This is a genomic window from Cryobacterium glaciale, assembly GCF_004402535.1.
GTDB lineage: Bacteria > Actinomycetota > Actinomycetes > Actinomycetales > Microbacteriaceae > Cryobacterium > Cryobacterium glaciale.
In genome coordinates this window covers 53,023-76,644 of record NZ_SOEY01000031.1, presented here as the reverse complement: position 1 = coordinate 76,644, position 23,622 = coordinate 53,023, and the positions used below count along the sequence as shown (strand labels likewise).

22 protein-coding genes, 1 tRNA gene and 1 pseudogene are annotated in these 23,622 nt (G+C 62.2%); 16 read left to right on the top strand and 8 right to left on the bottom strand.

The window, feature by feature from the left end; all coding sequences use genetic code 11:
- Nucleotides 1–34: 34 nt before the first annotated feature.
- The 7 genes from E3O06_RS16200 (at nucleotide 35) to resB (ending at nucleotide 6,653) form a co-directional block, all read left to right on the top strand.
- Entirely contained in the window at nucleotides 35–304 is a 270-nt protein-coding gene (locus E3O06_RS16200) for a metal-sensitive transcriptional regulator (protein WP_134504415.1), read from the top strand.
- Nucleotides 305–1,030: 726 nt separating this feature from the next.
- Nucleotides 1,031–1,234: a hypothetical protein gene (locus E3O06_RS16195; RefSeq protein ID WP_134504407.1), complete on the top strand. Its 204-nt coding sequence runs from the start codon at nucleotides 1,031–1,033 to the stop codon at nucleotides 1,232–1,234.
- A 156-nt stretch (nucleotides 1,235–1,390) separates the two neighbouring features.
- Nucleotides 1,391–2,239, top strand: a complete 849-nt coding sequence (locus E3O06_RS16190; RefSeq protein ID WP_134504406.1) for a M23 family metallopeptidase — start codon at nucleotides 1,391–1,393, stop codon at nucleotides 2,237–2,239.
- Nucleotides 2,232–3,503, top strand: coding sequence for a M23 family metallopeptidase (locus E3O06_RS16185; RefSeq protein ID WP_134504405.1), 1,272 nt, complete (start codon nucleotides 2,232–2,234; stop codon nucleotides 3,501–3,503). The genes E3O06_RS16190 and E3O06_RS16185 overlap by 8 nt, the downstream gene beginning before the upstream one ends.
- 132 nt (nucleotides 3,504–3,635) lie before the next feature.
- Complete coding sequence (locus E3O06_RS16180) at nucleotides 3,636–4,259, top strand: TlpA family protein disulfide reductase (RefSeq protein WP_241980312.1); 624 nt, start codon at nucleotides 3,636–3,638, stop codon at nucleotides 4,257–4,259.
- 2 nt (nucleotides 4,260–4,261) lie between these two features.
- Nucleotides 4,262–5,023, top strand: coding sequence for a cytochrome c biogenesis CcdA family protein (locus E3O06_RS16175; protein WP_134504404.1), 762 nt, complete (start codon nucleotides 4,262–4,264; stop codon nucleotides 5,021–5,023).
- Entirely contained in the window at nucleotides 5,007–6,653 is a 1,647-nt protein-coding gene (gene resB / locus E3O06_RS16170) for a cytochrome c biogenesis protein ResB (RefSeq protein ID WP_134504403.1), read from the top strand. The genes E3O06_RS16175 and resB overlap by 17 nt, the downstream gene beginning before the upstream one ends.
- Nucleotides 6,654–6,689: 36 nt before the next feature.
- Here the strand turns inward: resB and E3O06_RS17650 are convergent, their stop codons facing one another.
- Complete coding sequence (locus E3O06_RS17650) at nucleotides 6,690–7,172, bottom strand: DUF4395 family protein (RefSeq protein ID WP_166788239.1); 483 nt, start codon at nucleotides 7,170–7,172, stop codon at nucleotides 6,690–6,692.
- 973 nt (nucleotides 7,173–8,145) lie between these two features.
- Between E3O06_RS17650 and E3O06_RS16160 the strand changes: the two genes are divergently transcribed.
- From E3O06_RS16160 to E3O06_RS16130, 8 genes and pseudogenes are all read left to right on the top strand, one after another.
- Nucleotides 8,146–9,210, top strand: a complete 1,065-nt coding sequence (locus E3O06_RS16160) for a DUF418 domain-containing protein (RefSeq protein ID WP_134504401.1) — start codon at nucleotides 8,146–8,148, stop codon at nucleotides 9,208–9,210.
- Between the two features lie 125 nt (nucleotides 9,211–9,335).
- Nucleotides 9,336–9,791 carry a hypothetical protein gene (locus tag E3O06_RS16155; protein ID WP_134504400.1) on the top strand — a complete coding sequence of 152 codons (456 nt, stop codon included), beginning with the start codon at nucleotides 9,336–9,338 and terminating at the stop codon, nucleotides 9,789–9,791.
- Nucleotides 9,792–9,891: 100 nt separating this feature from the next.
- On the top strand, nucleotides 9,892–10,041 hold the full coding sequence (locus tag E3O06_RS17640) for a hypothetical protein (RefSeq protein WP_166788237.1): 150 nt from the start codon (nucleotides 9,892–9,894) through the stop codon (nucleotides 10,039–10,041).
- Nucleotides 10,042–10,409: 368 nt separating this feature from the next.
- The gene (lgt, locus tag E3O06_RS16150; RefSeq protein ID WP_134504399.1) at nucleotides 10,410–11,345 is read left to right on the top strand and encodes a prolipoprotein diacylglyceryl transferase; all 936 of its coding nucleotides are present in this window, start codon (nucleotides 10,410–10,412) and stop codon (nucleotides 11,343–11,345) included.
- Nucleotides 11,346–11,361: 16 nt separating this feature from the next.
- Nucleotides 11,362–11,548: pseudogene (locus E3O06_RS18485) on the top strand (cytochrome c biogenesis protein ResB); the annotation flags it as partial.
- 79 nt (nucleotides 11,549–11,627) lie between these two features.
- Nucleotides 11,628–12,623: a c-type cytochrome biogenesis protein CcsB gene (ccsB, locus tag E3O06_RS16145; protein WP_134504413.1), complete on the top strand. Its 996-nt coding sequence runs from the start codon at nucleotides 11,628–11,630 to the stop codon at nucleotides 12,621–12,623.
- A gap of 380 nt (nucleotides 12,624–13,003) precedes the next feature.
- A complete protein-coding gene (gene lnt / locus E3O06_RS16135) occupies nucleotides 13,004–14,581 on the top strand; it encodes an apolipoprotein N-acyltransferase (RefSeq protein WP_241980311.1) in 1,578 nt (525 codons plus the stop codon).
- A gap of 716 nt (nucleotides 14,582–15,297) precedes the next feature.
- Entirely contained in the window at nucleotides 15,298–16,461 is a 1,164-nt protein-coding gene (locus tag E3O06_RS16130; RefSeq protein ID WP_134504398.1) for an SURF1 family cytochrome oxidase biogenesis protein, read from the top strand.
- A 427-nt stretch (nucleotides 16,462–16,888) separates the two neighbouring features.
- Here E3O06_RS16130 and E3O06_RS16125 read toward each other — a convergent pair whose 3' ends face one another.
- From E3O06_RS16125 to E3O06_RS16095, 7 genes are all read right to left on the bottom strand, one after another.
- Nucleotides 16,889–18,082 (bottom strand): tyrosine-type recombinase/integrase, encoded by a 1,194-nt coding sequence (locus E3O06_RS16125; RefSeq protein ID WP_241980309.1) that lies wholly within the window; start codon nucleotides 18,080–18,082, stop codon nucleotides 16,889–16,891.
- 7 nt (nucleotides 18,083–18,089) lie between these two features.
- Entirely contained in the window at nucleotides 18,090–18,296 is a 207-nt protein-coding gene (locus E3O06_RS16120) for a helix-turn-helix transcriptional regulator (protein ID WP_241980307.1), read from the bottom strand.
- A 174-nt stretch (nucleotides 18,297–18,470) separates the two neighbouring features.
- Nucleotides 18,471–18,542: transfer RNA gene (locus tag E3O06_RS16115), tRNA-Gln, on the bottom strand.
- 104 nt (nucleotides 18,543–18,646) lie between these two features.
- Nucleotides 18,647–20,170 carry a glutamate--tRNA ligase gene (gene gltX, locus E3O06_RS16110; protein WP_134504396.1) on the bottom strand — a complete coding sequence of 508 codons (1,524 nt, stop codon included), beginning with the start codon at nucleotides 20,168–20,170 and terminating at the stop codon, nucleotides 18,647–18,649.
- Nucleotides 20,171–20,294: 124 nt separating this feature from the next.
- On the bottom strand, nucleotides 20,295–21,029 hold the full coding sequence (locus tag E3O06_RS16105) for a fumarylacetoacetate hydrolase family protein (protein ID WP_134504395.1): 735 nt from the start codon (nucleotides 21,027–21,029) through the stop codon (nucleotides 20,295–20,297).
- A 32-nt stretch (nucleotides 21,030–21,061) separates the two neighbouring features.
- Nucleotides 21,062–22,165 carry a branched-chain amino acid aminotransferase gene (locus tag E3O06_RS16100; protein WP_134504394.1) on the bottom strand — a complete coding sequence of 368 codons (1,104 nt, stop codon included), beginning with the start codon at nucleotides 22,163–22,165 and terminating at the stop codon, nucleotides 21,062–21,064.
- Nucleotides 22,162–23,232: a 3-isopropylmalate dehydrogenase gene (locus E3O06_RS16095; RefSeq protein ID WP_134504393.1), complete on the bottom strand. Its 1,071-nt coding sequence runs from the start codon at nucleotides 23,230–23,232 to the stop codon at nucleotides 22,162–22,164. The genes E3O06_RS16100 and E3O06_RS16095 overlap by 4 nt, the downstream gene beginning before the upstream one ends.
- 111 nt (nucleotides 23,233–23,343) lie before the next feature.
- On the opposite strand from E3O06_RS16095, the gene E3O06_RS16090 reads away from it, so the two are divergent.
- On the top strand, nucleotides 23,344–23,595 hold the full coding sequence (locus E3O06_RS16090; RefSeq protein ID WP_134504392.1) for a DUF6458 family protein: 252 nt from the start codon (nucleotides 23,344–23,346) through the stop codon (nucleotides 23,593–23,595).
- Nucleotides 23,596–23,622: the final 27 nt, after the last annotated feature.

Here is a 23,622-nt window from a genome sequence, read left to right as displayed (position 1 = left end):
TGTAGGCAGCACGCCTAGCGGCCCTCACGGCTATATCTCCAACAAGGGCGACTACCTGAAGCGCCTGCGGCGCCTCGAGGGACAAGCTCGCGGCATTCAGGGAATGGTCACGGAAGACAAATACTGCATCGACATTCTCACGCAAATATCCGCGATGACGAGTGCGCTTCAATCCGTCGCCTTGGGTCTCCTCGACGACCACTTGAACCATTGTGTCCTGGAGGCAGCCTCGGCTGGCGGCCCGGAGGCCGACCGCAAAATACAGGAAGCTTCTCAAGCGATAGCGCGCCTGGTTCGGTCCTAACATCAGCGCACGAGCCAAAGTACTACCGTGCGATGGCGACCATGTGGGGCATTCACGGACTGGATTTCAGCGCGTGCGGAAGCCATCCAATTCGTTTTCAGGTTTCAGTGCAGCCATGGGTCTAACCTTTAGGGAGGCTTCAGCCGTTTGACGTGCTGTCTGGTTGCAATTACGGAGGTGACATGACGTCGGATCGCACGGCGCGCCGTACGGTTGCGCCCGTCAGCTTGTCAGCAATTGTGGCACTATTTGCTTTAGCCGTGATCCTGGTGGGTATTTCTGCCATCCCTTCAGAACATCCTGGGTCTGTCACGAACCCCCCGGCCGTTATGTCTGTCGCTGCGGCTACTTCAGGTGACGAAACTGCGAGTGTGACCGCCGTAGCTATGGTGGCTCATGCGTCCGTGTTGATATCTTCGGGTAGCCAGGACGGCTTGTTGAACTGCGCCCTCCTCGCGATGGCATGCGCTCTCCTACTCATTTTTGTTGCGTCCATCGTTTTGAATCGGCGGCCAGCTTTGTATCGGCGACTCCTCGACGCAGGCGGTCGCATCGGCGTGGCCGCCCGCGAGGCTCCCCTCCACATTTACCGGCCGAACCTGCTCGTTCTTTCTATTAGTCGTATCTGAACCGAAACGCTGCCCACGCGCCAAGACTTGGCTGCGTGGCTTTGCCGTGCACGACGGCCCTTCGGTTTAGAAACGTTTGACGATGAATGGATGAACGATGCTTAGCGTACGTAAATATTTCCTTGCCACGGCAGCACTGGCGACAGCGCTCACTCTGAGCGCATGCTCCGGCGGAATGGCCGGCATGGACATGGGCAATGACGCCGGGACGACTGCCGCCCCGAGTGCATCTGCTTCCTTCAATGGGGCCGATGTCGCCCTTGCGCAGGGGATGCTCCCTCACCACCTGGCGACCCTGTAACCGGCGCTCTATGTATACGACGTTTCCCCCGAAGTTGGTGGCGTCGGTTTAATCTGCCGCTCATCGCCGTTCCGAGATTTGATTCACCTGCAAGGACGTTTTACATGCCTTCCGCACAATTTTCTGTATTACCCACTCGGCGAAAGACGGTCGCACATGGATAGCGCCGGTCACGTTGCGACGGCACCTCCGGTTTCCGGTGCGCTGCCGTTCATGTCGCGGCGCGACCTGCGTGCACTGGAGAACCGCCTCGGCACGCACCGAGCCAACCGACCTGCCCCGGCACCGTCACGAGCTGTGCCGAAGCGATCGTCAATTCGACAAAGTGCTTCTGCCGCCGGGGCAATGGCAATGATTGCTCTCTTCGCCATTGGTGCGTCCCTGCCCGCTCTCGCCGTGAACCCGGAAACGGGTCAGGCATCAGCCACCAGGGCGACCCAAACCGACGCCTTGCAAACCGTCAGCACTTCCAGTGCTGCCGCGGTTCGAATTGATCGCGGTGGATTCACGGTCACCGAAGCAGCGAAATCCAAGTCATACACGGAGAGTGCGAGCAGCGGAGCGTGGTCCAGCCTCGTGCCCATCCAGATGAGCGATCAAGGATGGGCGCTGCCCGTTGTCGGCAGGATTTCGAGCCCCTTTGGTCCGCGACCGAACAAGCCCGTTGATGGTGTCGGCGAGTACCACAACGGGACCGATATTGCCGCTCCGTGCGGCCGGCCTGTTTTCGCCGCGACCGGAGGAAAAATTGTCGACGCGGGCTATCAGGGCTCGTACGGCAATTGGGTCCTTATTGACCACGGGAACGGCGTCGAGACCGGGTATGCCCACAACAGCAAACTCCTCGTCGACGTCGGGCAGTTGGTCGTCGCAGGCGAGATTATTGCGGTCGTCGGCACGACGGGCGCCTCCAGCGGTTGCCATGTGCACTTTGAAACGCGTATCGACGGAACCCGTATCGACGCGGAGCCGTTCATGATGGAAAAGGGGATTTCTCTTGGATAACAGCAGAACTGGCAGGTACGTCACGCGGGCCGCCATAGCGATGGTGGCGGTCTTCGCCATGGTGGGTGTTGCAGGCTCGGCCACGGCAGCGGAATACCCGTCCTGGTCTGAGGTCGAGAGCGCCCGCTCTTCAGAGGCTGGCAAGCAAGCCCAGATTGCGGAGCTGAACACGCTCATCACCGGACTCACCGTTGAAGTGGATGCTGCCCGTGCGGAGTCCGAACGCCGCGCCGCCGCCTACGAGGCAGCGCAGATGGAGTTTGACGGGGCGACTTTGCGGGCCACCACTCTGCAGATGCAGGCGGATGAGGCGACAGCCAGCGCCGCCCTATCGGGCGAGCAAGCCGGTCGCTTTGCGGCTATGCTCGCTCGCTCCGGTAACAGTGATCTATCGATGACACTATTTCTGGAAGGCCGAGAGGCCGACCAACTGCTCGATCAGCTCGGCTCTATGAGCAAACTGACGGAGCGGATGAGCCGGGCCTACGACTCGGCGGCAGCCGACCGAAACTCCGCGAAGTCGTTGACCGATCAGGCCGAGGTTGCCCGAGAGGTGCTGGGAGATTTGGCGAAGGAAGCCGAAACGGCGCTGACTGACGCGCTGGCCTCCAGCGCCCGCGTGGAAACAGCACTTGCCAACCAACAGCAAGTCGCCGGAACGCTGCAAGCACAACTCGCCGTTCTCATCGAGGACCGCGCGGCGACCGAAGCAGACTACGCCGCAGGAGAAGAGATTCGCCGCGCAGCTGAAGCCGCTGCCGCAGAGGCCCGGGCGGCCCAAGCAGCGGCCGCTGCAGCAGCCGCGGCCGCAGCAGGCAGCCCGGCAGCAGGGAGCGCAAGCGGCGCGCCCAGCGCTCAGGGTTGGTCGTCGCCGGTGTCGGGCTGGATCAGCTCCGCCTACGGGCCCCGGCCCAACAAACCAGTAGCCGGTGTCGGGGCATTCCACTACGGGACAGATATTGCCGCCGGGTGCGGTCAAGGCGTCTACGCCGCGTACAGCGGCACCGTCGTCTACGCCGGTTGGCTCGGATCCTACGGAAATTGGGTACTCATCGACCACGGCGACGGCACGCGAACCGGATACGCACACAACCGCTCCATCCTGGTCAGTCAAGGGCAACAGGTATCGGCCGGAGCGACCATAGCCCTCGTGGGCAAGACCGGTGCGTCCACTGGATGCCACCTGCACTTTGAAACACTGGAAAATGGCGCACGCGTCAATCCGCAATCATTCATGAGCGCACGAGGAGTCACTCTTGGCTAGATTCACACTGCCCTACCGTGCTACTCCGGCGCTACCTGTGTCGAACGAAGTATCTTTGCCCACCTCGGTGTGCAGCACGCACGAGACAGGCTCGAGTGTTGCGCGGGGTTGCGGACCGCGCGTGGGCATCCGATGAGCACGCGCCGCATCGCAGTCCACCGGATGAGCCGCACCGGATACACCGTCGTCGTGGTCACCGCCGCCATGTTTTTTTTGGCCGGCTGCGCTTCCGACCCGCTTGCCGACCAATATCGCGAGGGTAGCAATAAGGGCTACATAGCGGGCGACGGCAGTGTGACCGAAATTGCGGTCGCCGAGCGAGGCGACCCTGTTGAGTTCAAAGGCTCAATTGAGACAGGAGAGACCGTCTCTTCCGGCGACTACCGCGGCGAGGTCCTCGTCGTAAATTTTTGGTACGCCAGCTGTGCTCCTTGTCGTGCCGAAGCTGGTGACCTGAAAACCCTCAACGCACAGTTCACCGGCCAGGGAGCGGAGTTTCTCGGCGTGAACGTGCGCGACCAAGCGCCCAACACTCTCGCCTTCAATGCCACATATAACATCACCTACCCGTCCGTACTTGACGTCGACGACGGCGCGATGCAGCTCGCATTTAGCGGCAGCATCCCCCCGAACGCCGTACCAACCACTCTTGTACTCGATGCGGAGGGTCGGGTAGCTGCACGCATTCTCGGCAAGATTCCCGAGGCCTCAATTTTGGAAGCATTGATCATCGACACGATTGCTGAAGGCTCCTAAGCGTGGAGAATCCGTTCGGCGCGATCGTCTTTAGCGGCGAACTCTACTTTGCGATTCCCATTGCGTTGCTTGCCGGGTTGGTGTCCTTCGCCTCGCCGTGCATTCTGCCCCTAGTGCCGGGGTATCTCGCCTATATCGGCGGCTTCTCCGATGCGAGCGCCACAACATCGACGCGCAACCGGCGCGGCCGATACCGGTTACTCGTCGGGGTCGGTCTGTTTATTCTTGGCTTCACCGTCGTCTTTGTGATGACCGGAGTCGTATTCGGCGCGGCCGGTTTCTGGCTGAATCAATATCGCGATCTCGTAACCCGAATCGCCGGCGTCATCGTCATTTTGCTCGGGCTTGTTTTTGTGGGGCAGTTCGGGGTGCTGCAACGCACCGTCAAATCCTCATGGCGCCCGAAGATGGGCCTCGCCGGCGCACCAGTGCTCGGCGCAGTCTTCGCCGTGGGATGGACACCGTGCACAGGCCCGACATTGACCGCAATCAACTCTCTCAGTCTCGGGTCCGGCTCCCCCTGGCAGGGCGGCTTGCTTGCATTGTTCTACTCTCTCGGTCTCGGCATCCCCTTCTTACTGATCGCCGTCGGCTTTAACTGGGCGACCGGCACCGTTCTCTTCCTGAAACGCCACACCCGGGCGATTAATCTTTTCGGCGGCGTTCTGCTAATTATCATCGGAGCGCTCATGCTAAGCGGCCTATGGAACGTGTGGCTCCTCGATCTACAGGGGGTGATGGGCAACTTTGTCACGGCCATCTGACCATATCGATTCCCGCCCAGCGGATGCCGCCGCGGGTGTTGTGCAGCCCAAGCTAGGCTTTACGGGCTGGCTGCGCTTCGGGTGGCGTCAACTCACCAGCATGCGTACGGCCCTCTTTTTACTCCTCCTGCTCGCCATTGCGGCGGTACCCGGATCGCTGGTACCGCAACGGACAGCCGACCCGAATGGGGTCACTCAATACTTCACCGATCACCCCGACCTTGCGCCGATCCTCGACAACATTCAGGCATTCGACGTGTATTCGTCAGCCTGGTTCTCAGCGATCTACCTGCTGCTGTTCGTGTCGCTCATCGGCTGTATTATTCCGCGCACTCGTCACCACCTCACGGCATTGCGCGCCACACCACCCGCCACCCCGGCTCGGCTGGCGCGCCTGGCTGGCTTCACTACACGCGTCGCTCCCGTCGGAACAGCGAGTGCCACCGCGATAACGTCGGCCCGTTCCCTGCTGAAATCTAATGGCTACCGCGTTGCTCTTTATGGCGAGGACGGTAGTTTGTCCGTGTCGGCAGAGCGGGGTTACACCCGAGAAACCGGCAACCTCGTATTTCATTCTGCACTCGTAGGCCTTCTCGTGGTCGCTGGCTTCGGCGGCGGCTTTGGATTCGCTGGCCAGCGCGTTCTCGTGGAAGGGCAAACCTTCACCAACACTCTTCTCGCTTACGATTCCTTCAACCCGGGGCGTTTCTTCGATGACGCCACCCTGGACCCCTACACGCTTACCCTCGACGAATTCTCCGTAATTTACGACGACCAGAACACCGCCGCTTTGGGCCAACCCGTGGACTATACGGCCGACGTGACCCTCACCCCCCGGGGCGAGGAACCCAGAACTGACCAAGTGAAGGTGAACGGTCCGTTGCGGAGTGGCGGCACAGACGTTTTCCTACTGGGGAATGGATACGCACCATCGATCACTGTATCGAATGCCGACGGTATACCTGTCTTCAGCGATAAGATCCCATTCTTGCCGCAAGACGCGAACCTCACGTCCCTCGGCGTCGTCAAAGTACCCGATGGCCTCCCCGAACAGCTCGGCATGATCGGTTTCTTCTACCCCACACAAGAAACGGCACGTTCAGGCGCGTTTTTCTCGTCCTATCCGGATCTCGTCTACCCGATGCTCACGCTGAACGTATACACCGGTGACCTCGGACTCGACGAGGGGGTGCCGACATCTGTCTATTCTCTCAACACAGACGATATGATACAGCTGACCGGCGGCCAGACCGGCGTCGAGACTCTCGAACTGCTGCCCGGGGAAACCCTGGACTTGCCCAAGGGACTCGGCACTGTGACGTTTAATAATGCGGATCCCACTGCGCCCAATGGCGACCTTTCCAATTCGGTCCCGCGGTTTGCCTCGTTCGATATTCAGCGTGATCCCACTCAGGCTTGGGTGCTGGTCTTCGCGATTTTGGTCATGCTTGGCTTGCTCACCGGGCTGTTTGTGCCCCGACGCCGTGTCTGGGTGAAGGCGGTGCCGCAGTCTGACGGTACGTTACGTCTCGAATATGCAGGTCTGGCCCGTGGCGAAGACCCAGGGCTTGTAGCTGCCGTGACCGCGATCGCGGACCGGCACTCCGCCCGCGGTGAGGCTTTCAGCTGACGATACTGAGGGACGCTCTGCTGCGTAGTCGTGCCCCTACCTTGCCGCGCGATGCGCAAAAAACAGTCTGTAAAACCACGATCCGAGACACCAATGGGTTGTGGTGAGGATTGTTCCTCCGAGGGCGACCATTCCTCCCAGCACAAATCCCAGCGCAGATAATCCGTAAAAGAAGGACACGGCCGAACCCGCAATGAGCACGGTGGACAGTAGGTAGGAAAACCGTCGTGGACTCGGCGTAGGGGGAAGCGCCGGAGCACCAAAAATATGGCGAACGCCCAAGTTGTAAACCAGATCAAGAATCATGCCACGGGGGAACAGCGCCCCGGTGAGAGGGACGATTGCTCCCACTCCAAGAAAAATAGGCGACTGCAAAGCCAATCCGACAACTATTAAGACAGTTCCCACTGCCGGCGTGAATCGCAGGGGCCGTGCGAAACAGGACTTGGCTTCATCATCGAGACCTCCAAATCCTTGCTTATCCAGGTTGGTCTTTGTGAAGCCACTCAGTGCTGCCATTCTCAAATCCTTCATGCTGGCGCTAGACAACGCCGGTTTCAAATAGTAGGAGCCACACGGCCTATTTCTTCTTTGAGGGTAGTACCGGAGGGAACTCGTGAAACCTGATTTCAGAAATAGTTTCGAGAATAAAGTTCTCACATCATCGCACGACCACGACCTCCTAGGTTCCGAAAGAGGCTCAGGCTCATCGGCTAGCCCCGCTTCTCCGCCACCGAACAAAATCTCACCCTGCAATACCAAGCCTTTCTCGCTGCCACCTGCGAACACATCTGTGACGATACGAACAGTGGCACCCGCTCTGGCCGCCCGGGACTCACGACAGTGCTGGAGCATCTCCGCAACGGAGTTGGCTTCCGGTCCCTGGCGGATCAGATCGACACCACCCCTCCGGAAGATTCTTTTCCACCTCAGGGCCTCATCCACGCAGATTGAATGTGAGCTCATCGCCGAACGCGGTCCCACCGGTCTCGCGGCCTCCCGAGCCCAAGGCCCGTCTTGCCGGCCGCAAATAACTCATGACGGACCGTGGAACCGCCTCCTCGCTAACAAACGCCCAACCGCCGACGTCGCGAACGTTGCCAACGCCCTCAACATCTCCATCCCCATGCTTTGTCAGTGGGCCCATGAGAAACTCGCTGATTCAGACCGTTGGAAAGCAATATTGCTGGTGCAGCCGGAGGGCAAATGCGGGGCGGATCACTCTTGCGTTGAGTCAGGTTATGGTTGCGCTGGCCTGCTGAGTCAGGCGGTGCTTCACATCTTCCAAACCATGAGCACGACGATGATGGCGGAGGCGTCAAAGCGTGAGCGGTCTTTATTCGGAACGTTTGTACGGCTTGCACTCCAAACGGGTAAGTCACAGCAGCCAACGTTATGCTCGATAATCGGTCAGCGCTACCTTCGTTGAGCCGCCGGACTATGTGAGTACACCAATCCGGTTGTGTAAAACGGGAGGAGGTTCACTGTGGTCATGGGTCGCCGAGAAGTCATGGCCGAAAGTCGAGACGGCCTCGCCGCCGCTGCTGGGCTGGCGTCCGCCGGGGGGCGGCGTATCGTCGGTGTTGACATTGCGCGCGGTTTAGCGATCACCGGCATGTTGGTCGCACACGCAATTCCTCGGGCCGACGAATCCGAACTGCTCGTCGATGGCCGGTCGTCGATCCTTTTTGCGACCCTCGCCGGTATTTCTCTGGGAATCATGACCGGTTCGGAACGAAAAACGGAGCCCGGACATCGGGCGGATCGCGTCGCGAGCGTCGCAATGCGTGCGCTGGTATTATTCCTCCTCGGCGTCACTCTGGGCAGCTTGGGCAGTGAAGTCGCCGTGATTCTCGACTACTACGCGATCATGTTCCTGTTCCTGACACCGGTGCTGTTCCTCCCCCGGTGGGTTCTCGGACTGGTCGCTGCGGTACTGGCGGTGGCCGCACCGGCGTTCGGCGTCGGCGAGGCCGATCCAACCGCGGGGTTCTTAGTGTATTTCGCTCAGTACTACCTCCTTACAGGCTATTACCCGGTGCTAATTTGGCTGCCGTTTTTGCTGGTTGGCCTCATCTCGGCCCGATCAGGCTTGGGCCGAGCGAAAACTCAACTATGGATGGTCGCAGCCGGGACGATCTCGGCGGTGCTGGGTTACGGTGCCGCGCTACTGCTGCCCGGCATCACCGCGGAAGCGCATTCCGGTTCAACCGCCGAAGTTCTGGGTTCCGGTGGTTTCGTGGTCGCGCTCATCGGCGGATTACTGTGGTTGACGTCACCGGAACGTGCGCGCGTTGGCACCGGTATCCGAGCCGTTTTGGCGCCGGTCGGCGCCGCTGGCTCGATGGCACTAACCGTGTACACGCTTCAGATCATCACCCTCGCGGTCTTTGCCGTCCTGCGCGACGAGACCGGCGGTGCGGTCGAGTACCCGGGATGGCCGTTGTTGATCGGGATGACGATTGTGTCTCTGCTGTTCGCCACTTTCTGGCGGGCGTTTTTGGGCAAGGGGCCGTTGGAGCGCGTACTCGGGCGGGTGACTCGTACCCAACGCTGACGGTCTGCGGGTGCGGCGGCGGTTTCGGGGTCGCTCTGACGAAGCGCGGTGCGCCGGGCCTCCGGTAGTCTAAAGGGGGTGCGTTGAGCGCCTTCGGTTCAACGGGAATTCTTAGTGGAGGTGACATGAATCTGAACGCCAACCTGGTTGTTCACCGTCCCCGACGGCATGTCATCCGCTCCACGATGGTTGCAGTGTTAACCATGACTGCGATAGTGCTCGGTCTGCTGGCATTGCACTCGGCAGCCGCCGGCGATGAAACGAGTGGTCCGGTCTCGCTCGTGTCCGCACATAATGAGAGTGTTCCAGCCGAACCTGCAACAGCTAGTGTTGCGCTCATTTCTTCTTACGTCGATGGCGGCTCACACACTGTCGACAACCGATTCCTTGTCGGCTGCGTGATCATGGGGATGGTCTGCGTCGCTCTGCTCATCCTTGCAACTGTAGTCTTCCTGGCCCGACCGCCCGCGGTGTACCGCCGTCTGCTCGACGCTGGCGGTTTTGTAGTTGACTCCTTCCGTGAGATACCGCTGCATCTGCACCGGCCCAGTCTGACTCTCCTTTCCATCAGTCGCGTTTAGACCGAAACCCAGCGCACGCAGCAGCATCATCAGCTGCGTGGCATCGCCGTGCCACACGGCCGCCCGGTTTCTTGAACGTTGGACAATGAATGGAACAACAATGCTTAGAACACGCACCTATTTTCTCGCCGCCGTCGCCGTGGCGACAGTGATCACGCTCAGCGCATGCGGCGGAACGTCCGGGATGGGCGGAATGGACATGGGTAACTCCTCGGAGATGACCAACGCCCCGACCGCATCCGCCCTGTAGGTCGACTTCACTTCGCGCCAAGGGCGGAGTGTTTTTTGATGGCCGCGGAAGCCACACACACGGCCCACGGCAAAACGCGCGCGCGGCCCCAGCTTTGCAAACGCTATGGACGAAATACCAGGACCGGGGCGTCGACACCGGCGCTGTCCAGCTTGCCTTCAGGGGGTGGTCGCACACAACGCGGTGCCCACCCCCTCGTCGTCCAAACGGAGGGAGGGGCCCCGCGCGGGCGCTCAGACGCCTCTCCGACGCGAGCATCCTCGATGCCCTGATCAAGACCGCGCTCGAGGAGAACGACTAATGAAACCTTCACGGTCCGGCGATCGCGCCGTCTCCCCGTACCCAACCCATGAAAGCGTGCCCGGCCTATGAACCTTCTCGCCAGCATCCCAAGCCCCGACATCAGCTTCATCCAACTAGGGCCGTTCCGGGTCCACTTCTACGCGCTGTTCATTCTTAGCGGCATCGCGGCGGCCATCGCCCTCACCTCAAGCCGGCTCAGCCGACGCGGTGGGCAGCCGGGCCTCGTCCTTGACATCGCCCTCTGGACCGTGCCATTCGGCATCGTCGGTGGACGGCTTTACCACGTTGTCACCCACCCGAACGACTACTTCTTCGCCGGCGCTGACCTCTGGAAGATCCTCTATGTGTGGGAAGGTGGCCTAGCGATCTTCGGCGCCGTGCTGTTCGGGAGCATCGGCGCGTACATCGCCTGCCGGAGGGCAGGGTTGCGTTTTCTATCCTTCGCCGACGCGCTGGCACCCGCGATGCTGCTAGCGCAGGCAGTAGGGCGACTTGGCAACTATTTCAACCAGGAACTCTTCGGCGGACCCACCACGCTTCCCTGGGGCCTGGAGATCGACCCGTCTAACCCGGCGTTCCCCATCGGGCTCCCTGCGGACACGCTCTTCCATCCGCTTTTCCTCTACGAAATGCTGTGGAACCTCGCCGGCGTCGCCGTGATTCTGCTCGTGGACCGCCGCTTCGACCTGCGCTGGGGGAAGGCGCTCGGCCTCTACCTGGTGATCTATGGCACTGGTCGCACGTGGCTCGAAGCCCTCCGGCTGGATCCGACGGAGTTCCAGCTGCTCGGCGTGAAGATCAACATCATCACCGCAGCGCTCGTCGCGGCCATCGGCCTGGTCCTGATCATCGTCCAGGCACGCCGACACCAGGAACGGGAGATCAGCCCGTACCGGCCCGGCCGGGAATGGTCGGCGGAGGACGCGGATGTCGGTCAGTCGCCCGTCGTGGCTGACCCCGCAGGGAGCGCTCCCGCCGCGCGGCCTGAGGACCAACCATGATCGCGCAGGGCTTGTAGTGTCGCGCCCAGTTGATCATTACGATTCCCGCCCGGCCGCGTTCGCTGATGGCGTCACCCAGCCGCCGCTCGGCTTTTTCGGTTGGGTGCGCTGGTTCTGGCGTCAGCTCACAAGCATGCGCACGGTGCTGTTCCTGCTGCTGCGCGCGATCGCGGCGGTCCCCCGGGTCGCTCGTCCCCCAGCAGCGCGAGCACCGAGAACGGCAGCGTTGGCACCCGCCACGTCGTCCGCCCCGACAACCGAACAGAATTAGAGGCATATCCGATGAATCCCGATGAGTTCTCAATCCTGAGCCTGTACTCAGCCATGGGCCTATACGCGCTCGCCTTCATCGCCTTCTCGATCGACTTGGCCAGGCGCTCCTCGGCAGTCGGCGACGCACAGGGCGCCGCGCAACTCGCGGCCGAATCCGCAAGCTCCGGCGCGGCGGCATCCGGCAGCACGATCACCCTGACTCGGATCAGCGCGCGCATCACCAACGACGTCGTCACCCCTTACGGCCGATCGGCTAGCCTTCGCGTCGGGGTATCGCTCACCCTTCTCGCCTGGGCCCTGCACCTGGCCGCAACCGTTTTGCGCGGTATCGCCGCGGAGCGGGTCCCCTGGGCGAACATGTACGAGTTCGCGATGACTGGAACCCTGCTCATCATGACGGTCTTCCTGATCGTGCTCACCAGGGCTGACCTGCGTTTCCTCGGCACCTTCGTTACCGGACTGGTGCTCCTCCTGCTGGGGATCGCCGCGCTCAGGTATTACGTCGAGGTCGCCCCGCTGCCGCCGGCGCTCCAGTCCGCATGGCTGGTCATCCATGTGTTCGTCGCCTCGCTCGGCACCGGTTTCTTCGCTCTCGGCTTCGCCCTGTCGACCGTGCAGCTGCTGCAGTTCAGGCGGGAATCCCTCGTCGCCGGTACGAAGGCGACCCTGCTGCGTTTCGTGGCCACGCTGCCGTCCTCGGCGACGCTTGAGAACTTCGCCTACCGGCTCAACATCATCGGCTTCATCCTCTGGACCTTCACCCTCATGGCCGGGTCGGTCTGGGCCGAGCAGTCGTGGGGCCGCTACTGGGGCTGGGATATTAAGGAGGTTTGGACCTTCATTATTTGGGTCATCTACGCCGGCTACATTCACGCGCGGGCGACCCGCGGATGGCGTGGCTCACGCTCGGCGTGGCTGGCGATCATCGGTTTCAGCGCCGTCCTGTTCAACTTCGGCATCGTGAACGTCTTTTTTAAAGGCCTGCACTCGTACTCCGGTCTGTAGTCCCAACAACATCAACCCATTGGGAGAAAAAATGAAACATCCACGTGGAGTCGCGGCTATCCGAGAGAATCCCCCACAATGACACGTCTCTCCCTCCAACAGCTTAAGCTGGGCCGGCGCATGTTTCCCGGTGCCGGACTGTCCAGCGCGACCCTGATCGCCCTTACTTCGTGCACCCCCACCTCAACGTTCGCGCGTCCGACTTCAGATGCATTTGCATGGTCACACCTTTTAACACTCGGGCGCCGGAACGCGCAAAGACACCTCAATCGTTGTGCCCGGTCGGACCCTGACCGTCGACATCGATGCAGTCAACCCCGGTCGGCGGCTCCCCTACAGCCACGACCCCGACCACGGCGAAGCCGAAATGATGGGCGTCCTTGCTTACCTTAAATGATCACACTCCAACCGCGAACCGACTAACACGAATTGCACCGAGCAGGACCAGGCTTCCTCTGTGGCTCGCCGCCCCCGTCGCCGCACTCGGAGGCTTGCTGAACGCATTAGCGTTCCCCGGCACCGGCTGGTGGCCGCTGATCTTTGTCGGCACCCCACTCATCCTCTTCTCCCTTATAGGTCGCAGGGTGTGGGGGGCGCTTGGAGTTGGCTTGCTCGCAGGCTTCTCATTCTGGGGAACCCACATCCTCTGGCTCACCATCTACCTCGGGCCGGTTCCGTGGCTGGCCCTCGCCGGCCTGGAAGCGATCTTCTTCGCGCTGGGCTGCGTGCTGATTGCCTTCGCCTGGCGCTTCACCGACCGTGCGTTCCCCGGCGCATGGGGCCGCCTCGCACTGACACCCGTGATCATCGCGGGTCTGTGGACCCTCCGTGAGTACCTCACGAGCAACTGGCCATACGGGGGCTTCTCGTGGGGACGACTCGCCTTCTCCCAATCGGAAAGCCCGTTCGGACAGCTGGCCGCGTGGGTCGGCGTATCCGGCTTGTCGTTCCTCATCGCGTGGGTCAGCGCCCTCGTAATCCAGGTGACGCGAGAACCAGCCTCCCGACGCCGGATGCTCCGAAGCAGCGCACCTATTGGCTTGATCGCGCTGATGCTTTCGATACCCGCCTTTCCCATCGTCGAGTCCGGAACCATGCGAGTCGCGGCAGTGCAAGGCAACGCGGATGCCGGACTGTTCGCCGAATACACGCCAGGCCAGATCCTCGACGACCATGTTGCTGCCACCGAACCGCTCTACGGCGAAGACGTGGACCTGGTCGTCTGGCCGGAGAACGCCTCCGACATCAACCCCCTGGCGAACAGCCGGTCCGCTGCAACGCTCGACCAGGTGACGGCGCGAATGGGTGCGCCACTGATCACTGGCACCATCACATCCGACGGTAGCGGCATCTACAACAGCTTGCTGCTCTGGAAGAACGGAGAGGGTGCCGTCGACCAGTACGACAAAATTCACCCAGTGCCATTTGCTGAATACATCCCCGACCGTGACTTCTGGTATCCGCTGGCCCCCGATCTGTTCTCGCTCATCCCGCGCGATTACGCAATCGGTACCCGCGACAATGTTTTCGATATCAACGGTGTAGCCGCTGGACTCGCCATCTGCTTCGACATCGTCGACGACAACCTCATCCGACAAATGATCGCCGGGGGAGCAAACGTCATCCTCGCACCGACGAACAACGCAGACTTCGGGCGCACCGACGAAAGCGTCCAACAGCTCGCAATCGCACGCCTGCGCGCCATCGAAACCGGTCGCAGCGTCGTGAACACGTCAACCGTTGGCACCTCGGCGATCATCGCCCCAGACGGCAGCACCATCGACCAGCTGCCAACTTTCACACCGGGAGCAATGATTCAGGAGGTGCCACTCAGCACGACAAAGACACCCGCCATGATCGCTGGCCAAACAATCGAGTTCGCCGCTTCTGGTCTAGGACTCGCTGGATTGATTCTTGCGGCACTTAGCACCCGTCGCAAACGCGACCGCGACCGCTAATCCCGGTCCATTGTGATCAAATTGCCCCGGTTCGGGTTCTCTAAACAATCGGATTTGACCTCTTTCTCGTATCGTCAGGGCCGATTAACGCGTACGCCTGCGAGGCTGGGCGGGTGGCCGGTGTGATCTGGCGGCACCGGCGTGGTCGAACGGGCACTCCGCTGGCTGATCAACTGTACCGAACCGGGTTGCGACCAGCTGCAAGCCCAAAAGCACGCAGGAACAGGAGGCCGCGATTACGCGAAGGTTGACGATCGGACCGGAATACAAATTCGTTTGGATAGCTGGGGAGGTCAACATGGTCCACCGTTCTTTGGTGAGTGCACAGCAGCCACCGTTTAGCCAGCGAAGCAACGCGATGCACCCCGGCCAGCTTCGCGGGGTCCCCGCCCCTTTTCTGCACGTTGACTGCGTCGGTCGCGAACGTAGCCAATCTTGCCGACGTAGCCCACCCATGCGTCAGTGATCTCTGTCGAGCCGATCTCGTCGCAACGTCGCAGCGCTCCCGGCGGGTGCCGAGCGAGACTGCAAACTTTTGGGCGCTGTCACCACGCAAAGGACTCAGCCAAGAGAGCCCCGTTATGCGCGCCCCTATGGGCCGCTACATTGCCACGCTCGATATCATCAAAGCCGAGGGCGTTAGGGTTAAGTCCCACGACCGACCACGGCGGTAGACCAATAGCCATCAGGCAAACGAGAAACCAGGCAGCGCAGAAATGATCGAAGGACCGGCGACGAATACGCATCGCCGAACCGACCTCAAGCCTCGGCAAGCCGGTGAGCTCACCCCAGCAAGCGCGCGGCAAGGGGCCCCCGTCGCCGTATACGACACAGTCACGGAAGGGTTGACTGGATGGCAATTCCTGCGCACATGGCGATGGTTCGGATACATCGCCGCGGCCATCATCTTCGCTATCGCCTGCGGACTTCTCGCCAATTGGCAACTCGATGTCGGCCAGCAGAAGTCAACCCGCAACGACATAATCGTCGCAAACTTCTCTGCCACCCCCGTGCCGATAGAGGAGGCACTACCCACTCTTCGCTTCTACGATGCGAACCAAAACTGGCGACGGGTCACCATCACGGGGATCTATCGCCCGGACGACGAGCTCATCGTCCGCAACCGCTCCAACAACGGCAACAACGGCTTCGAGATTCTCACTCCTCTGCAACTAAGCGACGGCTCCTCGTTCATGGTCGACCGGGGCTGGGTGGCGCCATCCCCCGATGACGCGCTGGCTCCCGACTCGATACCTCAGTCAGCGTTGGGGACAGTGAAAGTCGTCGTGCAGCTGAGGCCGAGCGAAGCACCACGCGGAACGGGGACTCCGGCGGGAAATCAGATCCAGTCGATCACTTTGTCCGCAGTCCAGACGAAGATCGTCGGAGATCTCTATACCGGGGCATACGGAGTGCTTGAGCGCCAGTCTCCCTCTGCGGAAGCGGGACTCGCGCCCATCCAAAAGACCACGCCGACCGAAGATGCCGGCACCAACTACTCTTACACCCTGCAATGGCTGCTCTTCGCCCTCATGGGCTTTATCGGGCTCGGTCTCGGCATGCGTCGGGAGTACCGACGGCTAAATGTCGACGACCCAGAAGAGCAGGCGCGCGCGTCTGAGCGGCTGCGCAAGCGGGTGAGCAAGCCATTCACCGACGAGGAACTCGAAGACGAACTACTCGACGGATACATTTCATTCACGCGTTGGGGTATTTCCGGCGGTACCGTGCCTCGGTCTGCGCCGGTGCCACGTGCGGTGTCTTCTGGGACACAGGACGCTCTCGGCAACGAGAAGGCAAGGAGGGACAAACAGCCCTCTGTCCCTCCGACCGTGTACACGATTCATGCAGGCCACGAACCCGGCGACAACGACCCCTGACGGGTGTTGGCGTATGATCGATGGCTCGGTTCTTGGAGACTCTCCGCCGTTCGTGTCACCGATCATTTCGGTGACCTGGACTGCGTGCCCTGCCCAAGCTTGTCAGTGCTGGGAACCTGGGCGGCGATCGCGTGGATGAGGTCACTGCCGCTCAGCCACTGGACGAATGCACCATTGCCAAGTGGGTCTTTGAAAGCCGCGACCTTTGGCCACAGCACCCCGTCATACTTGGAAAGTGCGCAGCCCACAATGGAGGTCAAGACGAGAGTTGCAACCCACGGGTTGGGCGGCGGTATCTGCACGCATTACAAGTGATGTCTCACTCCGCATCCAAATATTGATCGGGCGGTCCCACGGCTCCCATTAGCCATTCCTTTGGTGACATGGAGATCCTGAGGCCAGAGTCACTGGCGGCGAGGGACTCGACCTAAAGGAGCCCCTCTAAAGCCTCGTCCATGATCTGCGCCGTGATCGGGTCGACAAGCTCGGCGGTCACGACGTAGCTGGCACGGGTGACCTGCTCGTTGGAGTGCCCAAGCAGCCGAGACGCGAGGGTGATGCCCGCGACGGCTTCGATGAGCGTCGCCGCCGTCCTTCGAAAGATGTGCGTGGAGAATTCTCCCACCTCGATCCCGGCGTCCTCCAGTACTTTCTCGTTGTCGGCAACGAAGGTGCGGAGTAACCGTTCGAAGTTACTTACGCTGCGTGGTTCGCCCGTCTTCGTCGCAAACAGGTAAGCCGCTTTGTCTCGGGTTGCCTCTGACAGTTGCCTGCGGATCGCGGTCGCCGCGAAGCTCGGCAAGGCGATGCGCCGCTTCTGCCGGGATCGTTTCGGCGAAGGTTTTCTACGCAGTCCTTCGGCCCGAGTCTGCGTAATCGTGCTCGCGATGAGTACGGTGGGTGGGTTCGCCGTCACGTCGACGTCGCATCGACGCAGGGCAAGTATCTCGCCGATGCGAGCGCTGGTGCCCACCATGATCCACATGGCATTCTCCAGCAGTCGTGCGTTTGGTCGCGGACCATGGTGGGCACCATCGGACCGCCAAGACCGCATGAGGGCGCGCACGATCTCCAATTGCGCGGGGGTGAGGGCCGATTCCTTCTTCGGCGACAGTGGCAGGGCTCGGGCGTCGCGCACGGGGTTGAAGGCCAGTACTCCATGCTCGATTCCGGTTGCGCAAATCTGCGAGAACATGCTGCGAGCCTTGCGAGCCGCCGATAAGGATTTGGTCTCGCGAATGTGCTGCAGAATTCGGTTGCAACGCAACACGGTGAGGTCGGTCAGGAGCAGATCCCCGCACTCGGGAATGATGACCTTGTTGACGCTGAACTCGTACGTCTCGATGGTGGAGATCTCGACCGTTCCGGACCGTCGCTTGTCGTCTAAGAACACAATCGCGGCCTCCGCAATCGTCGAGTACGCAGTCAGCGACAGCCCGGTAATGCCGTTTCGGAGCAGGTCGGCCTGGTCGTCAAGTGCTCGGCGGGCCTCCAGCTCGGTGGCACGTGTTCCTTTTAGCCGGTGGAGAGTCCCAAACTCGTCTCGCATCCGTGCATGTGCCTGGATCTGTCCGTTCGCCAGAACGACGATGCGGATGGTGCCGACTTCACCCGCGCGCATTCGCCGCCTAGGCATGCATGGCCAATGACTCAAACCAGGCGAGAACCTCGCGGCGCATATATCTCACATGACGGCCCATGCGTCGATACGGCGGCCCGGTGCGAGTCTGCCGCCACTCCTCAAGCGTGCGGGGCGAGACCTGCAACAGGTCGGCAACCTGCTGCCCGGTCATGATTTCTGCGTCATCGTCACTCATGACAATGAGGTGCGACACGGCATTCCGACCTCGTACGCAGCGACACGTAGGTGGCCGGGCTAGTCGCCATCGCTGTCGCCAAAACGGCGTCTGGGAGTCGTTTTTGGCACCCAAAGTGGCACTTTGGGCCGTGGACGGTGTGTCTGGAAACAAGAAATGCCCCTGGTTTCCGCGGAAACTCAGGGGCTAAAGCTGGGGTACCTGGACTCGAACCAAGAACAAATGAACCAGAATCATCCGTGTTGCCAATTACACCATACCCCAATGCCTAATCCGAAGATCGGGCCGAGTAGTAGCCTAGCCCACTTGGGCTGGAGAGGCCAAACCGAGGTGTCCCTCGGCGAGTCGAAGCCCCTCCGGCCCCGCGGTCAGGCGGCCGTCACTACGGCAAGGGCCCGATCGAGGCGATTCAAGGTCTCGGCCTGTCCCAGAATTTCCATGGACTCAAACAGCGGCGGCGAGATCTTGCGGCCCGACAACGCGACGCGCAGCGGTCCGAACGCCACGCGTGGTTTGAGGCCCAGGCCCTCGATGAGGGTTTCGGCGAGCAGCCCGTGCACCCGATCGGTGTTCCATTCCGCTGAAGGAATACTATCCAGCGCGGTGCGAGACGCGCCGAGAATGTCGGCGGCGTTCTGCGGGAGGGAGGCGATGGCATCCGCTTCGAGAATCAGGTCGGAACCGGTCACGAACAAAAAACCCAGCATGGCCGGCGCTTCGCCGAGCAGTGCAATGCGCTCCTGGATGAGCGGAGCGCCCTGGGCGAGCAGCGCGAGGTCGGCCACGCTCGGGCTGTCACTGAGCACACCCGCGGTCACCAGGTAGGGAACCAGTCGGGCGGCGAAGTCGGCGGCGTCAAGCTGGCGAATGTGGTCGCCGTTGATCGACTCGGCCTTCTTGAGGTCGAAGCGGGCGGGGTTCGGGTTGACATTCACGACGTCGAACGCGGCCGTGAATTCGTCGATCGAGAACACGTCGCGGTCGTGGGTGAGGGACCAGCCGAGCAGGGCGAGGTAGTTGAGCAGGCCCTCGGGGATGAATCCGCGGTCGCGGTGCAGAAATAGGTTCGCCTCGGCGTCACGCTTGGAAAGCTTCTTGTTCTTGTCACCCATGACGTAGGGCAGGTGGCCGAAGCGGGGCACGAACGTGGTCACGCCGATGTCGATGAGCGCGTGGTACAGCGCGATCTGGCGGGGGGTGGACGAGAGCAGGTCTTCGCCGCGCAGCACGTGGGTGACGCCCATGAGCGCGTCATCGACCGGGTTGACGAACGGGTAGAGCGGATGCCCGTTCGGGCGCACCACCACGAAGTCGCTGAATGAGCCGGCCGGGAAGGTGATCTCCCCGCGCACGAGGTCGTCGAAGGAGAGCTCGGTGTCTGGCACGCGCAGGCGCAGCGCCGGGGACCGACCCTCGGCCCGGTAGGCGGCTTTCTGCTCCTCGGAGAGGTCGCGCTCAAAGTTGTCGTAGCCCATTTTCGGATCACGGCCGTGATCGCGGTTACGGGCCTCGATCTCTTCGCCGGTCACGAAGCTCTCATAGATGTGACCGCTGGCCTTGAGCTGCTCGATGACTCCGCGGTAGATGTCGTAGCGCTCGGACTGGCGGTACGGCGCCTGGGGACCGCCGATATCGACGCCTTCGTCCCAATCCAGCTTGAGCCAGCGCATGGCGTCGACGAGCTGCAGAAAGCTCTCTTCGCTGTCCCGGGCGGCGTCGGTGTCCTCGATGCGGAAGATCATTGTGCCGCCGGTGTGCCGGGCGTAGGCCCAGTTGAACATGGCGGTACGGACGAGACCCACGTGGGGCGTTCCGGTCGGCGAGGGGCAGAAGCGCACGCGAACGTCGGTTCCGGTGGCGGTAGAGAACGGGTGTGCAGTGGTATCAGACATTACTCACGATTCTAGTTGCGCGAGCTCCCATGACTCTCTTTCCGGGCCCGGGCCCGGAAAGTGGGCCCATGATCTACCGTGGGCCCGGTTCCCTAAAGTGGGCCCCGGAGCCAGACACGGCGGGTCAGGCCGGGCGCACCACCGGGTTCACCAGCGTTCCGATACCGGCGATCGACAGCGTGACCGTGTCGCCGTCGACGACGTCCGCGGGCGTGTCCAAGCGTCCGGCCAGAATCACGTCGCCGGGCAACAGGGTGAACACGCTCGAGGCGAACGCGACCAGGGCAGCGACCGTGTCCTCGGTGGTGCGGTCGTCGTCTCCGAGCGAGACCGCCTGAAATTCCTCGTCGTTGATGAGCCCGCGCAGCGCTGTGGCCGCCTCGTCGAACTCGGTCTCGATGACCGGACCGAGCGGCAGGAACGTGTCGAAGGCCCCGGCCCGCGTGGCCGAAGCGAGGTCGGCCGCGGTGACGACCGTCGCGACGGTGTAGCCGAAGACGCGACTGAGGGCATCCGCTGCTGGGACGTTCTTGGCGATCTTGCCGATGACGATCGCGAGCTGGCCCTCGACCTCGACCCGCTCGGAGGCGGCCGGCAGCAAGATGGAGTCGCCGGGACCGACGACCGCGGTGTTCGGCCGAAGCACGAACGACGGCTCAGCCCCGGAAGACACCACGGCGACGATCTTGGAACGCGGAATCACCGGCGCGAGCAGCTTCACGTCGGCCAGGGCCACCCGGTCGCCGGTCGTGTCGAATCCGGCGAACATCGGGTCGCTCCTGAGCACGACCAGTTCGTCGTCGTCGTCAACGATGCCAAACGCGATGGCGCCCTGGTAGCTGTAGCGTGCGATCTTCACGTGTCTCGTTCCCGCCCATAAGGCCAAAAGCTTCAGTCTAGGCGGGTGAGCCAGCCGTGTCGGTCGGGCAGGCGGCCGTACTGGATGTCGGTGAGCTCCTGGCGCAGCGACAGCGTGATCGCGCCGGCGGGGGCATCCGCTTCGCCGATCGTGAAGTCCTTGGCCTTGAGCTGGCCGATCGGGGTGACGACAGCGGCGGTTCCGCAGGCGAAGACCTCGGTGATGGCACCGGATGCGACGCCCTCGCGCCACTCCCCCAGCGTCACGTCACGCTCTTCCACGGTCATACCGCGGTCGCGGGCGAGCTGCATGATGCTGTCGCGGGTGACGCCCTCGAGGATGGATCCGGTGAGGCGCGGAGTGACGAGGGTGTCGGTACCGTGCACGAAGAACACGTTCATGCCGCCCAGTTCGTCGATATGACTGCCGGTTTCACCGTCGAGAAAGAGCACCTGGGCGCAGCCGTTCTCGTAGGCCTCCATCTGGGGCAGCAGGGACGCGGCGTAGTTGCCGCCGCACTTGGCAGCGCCGGTGCCGCCGCGGCCGGCGCGGGAGTACTCGGTCGACAGCCAGATCTTCACCGGGGCGACGCCGTCGGCGAAGTAGGCGCCGGCCGGGCTCGCGATCACGTAGAAGCTCACCTTATGGGCGGCGCGCACACCGAGAAAGCTCTCGTTGGCGATCATGAACGGGCGCAGGTACAGGCTGGTCTCCGGCGCGGACGGCACCCAGTCGCCATCGATGGCGATCATCTGCTTGACCGACTCGACGAAGTCCTCGACCGATAGTTCGGGCAGTGCGAGGCGGTGCGCTGAGCGCTGCAGGCGCTGCGCGTTCTTCTCTGGCCGAAAGGTCCAAATGGAGTTGTCGGCGTGCCGGTAGGCCTTGAGGCCCTCGAAGATCTCCTGGCCGTAGTGCAGCACCGAGGAGGCAGGATCGAGCAGCAGCGGACCGTACGGCGTGACGCGGGCGTCATGCCAGCCGGCGTCGACCGACCAGTCGATCGTTACCATGTGGTCGGTGAAGTGCTTACCGAAGCCCGGGTCGGCGAGGATCTCCTCGCGTTCCGCTTCGGCGCGCGCGTCGGTCGACGGCGTTAACGCGAAGCTCAGCGGAAAAGTTGCGGCCTTGCTCATTTGAGTACCTTGTCTGTCAAAAGCGTCACAATGGCGTCCCCCACCCCAGCGGTACTGCGTCGCACGGATATGGTGCGACGCGCCAGGTCGTGGGCCACGGCCTCGTTGACGCGAGCCGCGGCATCCGTCAGCCCGAGGTGATCGAGCAGCAGTGCCACCGAGAGGATGGCCGCGGTCGGGTCGGCGAGTTGCTGGCCGGCGATATCGGGGGCCGAGCCGTGTACCGGCTCGAACATGCTGGGAAAGCGACCCGTCGGGTTGATATTGCCGGAGGCCGCCAGGCCGATGCCGCCGCTGATTGCCGCTGCCAGATCGGTGAGGATGTCGCCAAAGAGGTTGTCGGTGACGATCACATCGAATCTAGTCGGGTTCGTGACGAAGAAGATAGTCGCCGCGTCGACGTGCAGGTAATCCACCGCGACCTGGGGGTATTCGGCTGCCACCTCGTTCACGATGCGCTGCCACAGGCTGCCGGCAAAGACGAGCACGTTGGTCTTGTGCACGAGGGTGAGGTGCTTGCGTTCGCGTCCCTGGGCCACCTCGAAGGCGTACCGCACGACGCGTTCCACCCCGTAGGCGGTGTTGACCGAGACCTCGTTGGCGACCTCCTGCTGGGTGCCCCGGCGGATCGCGCCGCCGTTGCCGACGTAGGGGCCCTCTGTACCCTCGCGCACGACCACGAAGTCGACCACGCCGGGTGCGGCGAGCGGGCTCGTGACGCCGGGGTAGATCGTGCAGGGACGCAGGTTCACGTAGTGATCGAGCGCGAAGCGCAGGCCGAGCAGCAGTCCCCGTTCGATGTTGGCGTCTTTCAGGCGCGGATCGCCCGGAACGCCGCCGACGGCTCCGAGCAGAATGGCGTCGTGCTGCTGGATCGACGCGAGGTCGGCATCCGTGAGCACGTCGCCGGTCTCCAGGAACCTCGCGGCTCCGAGCTGAAACGTGCTCGTCTCAATCGTGACCTCGTCACGGGCGGTGACGGCGCCGAGCACCTTCACGGCCTCAGCGACAACTTCCGGTCCAATCCCGTCTCCGGGGATGACAGCGAGTTTGATAATACGAGACATGCGGCTCCGAACCAGTCAACGAACACCTGAATTGCGTATAGTCAAACCTTACCTTTGTCGCTGAACTGCCTAGGCTGTCACCAGCGCACCACCAACGGAAAGAAGGACATCATGAGTATCGGACTGGGAATCTTTCTGCTGGTCGTCGGCGCCATCTTGGTGTGGGCCCTCGACATCACCGTCACCGGAGTGGACCTGCAGCTCGTCGGCTACATTCTGCTCGCGGCCGGTGCTCTCGTGACGGTCCTCGGGATCGTGTTGATGACGCGTCGCCGCAACAGTGTCTCTACGACGCGCACCATCGCCGACCCGGCGAACGGCGAGCAGGTCACGCGCCGCGAGAACTCGATCGACGACCTGTAGCCCCCTGCCCTGATCGCGAGAGCGGAA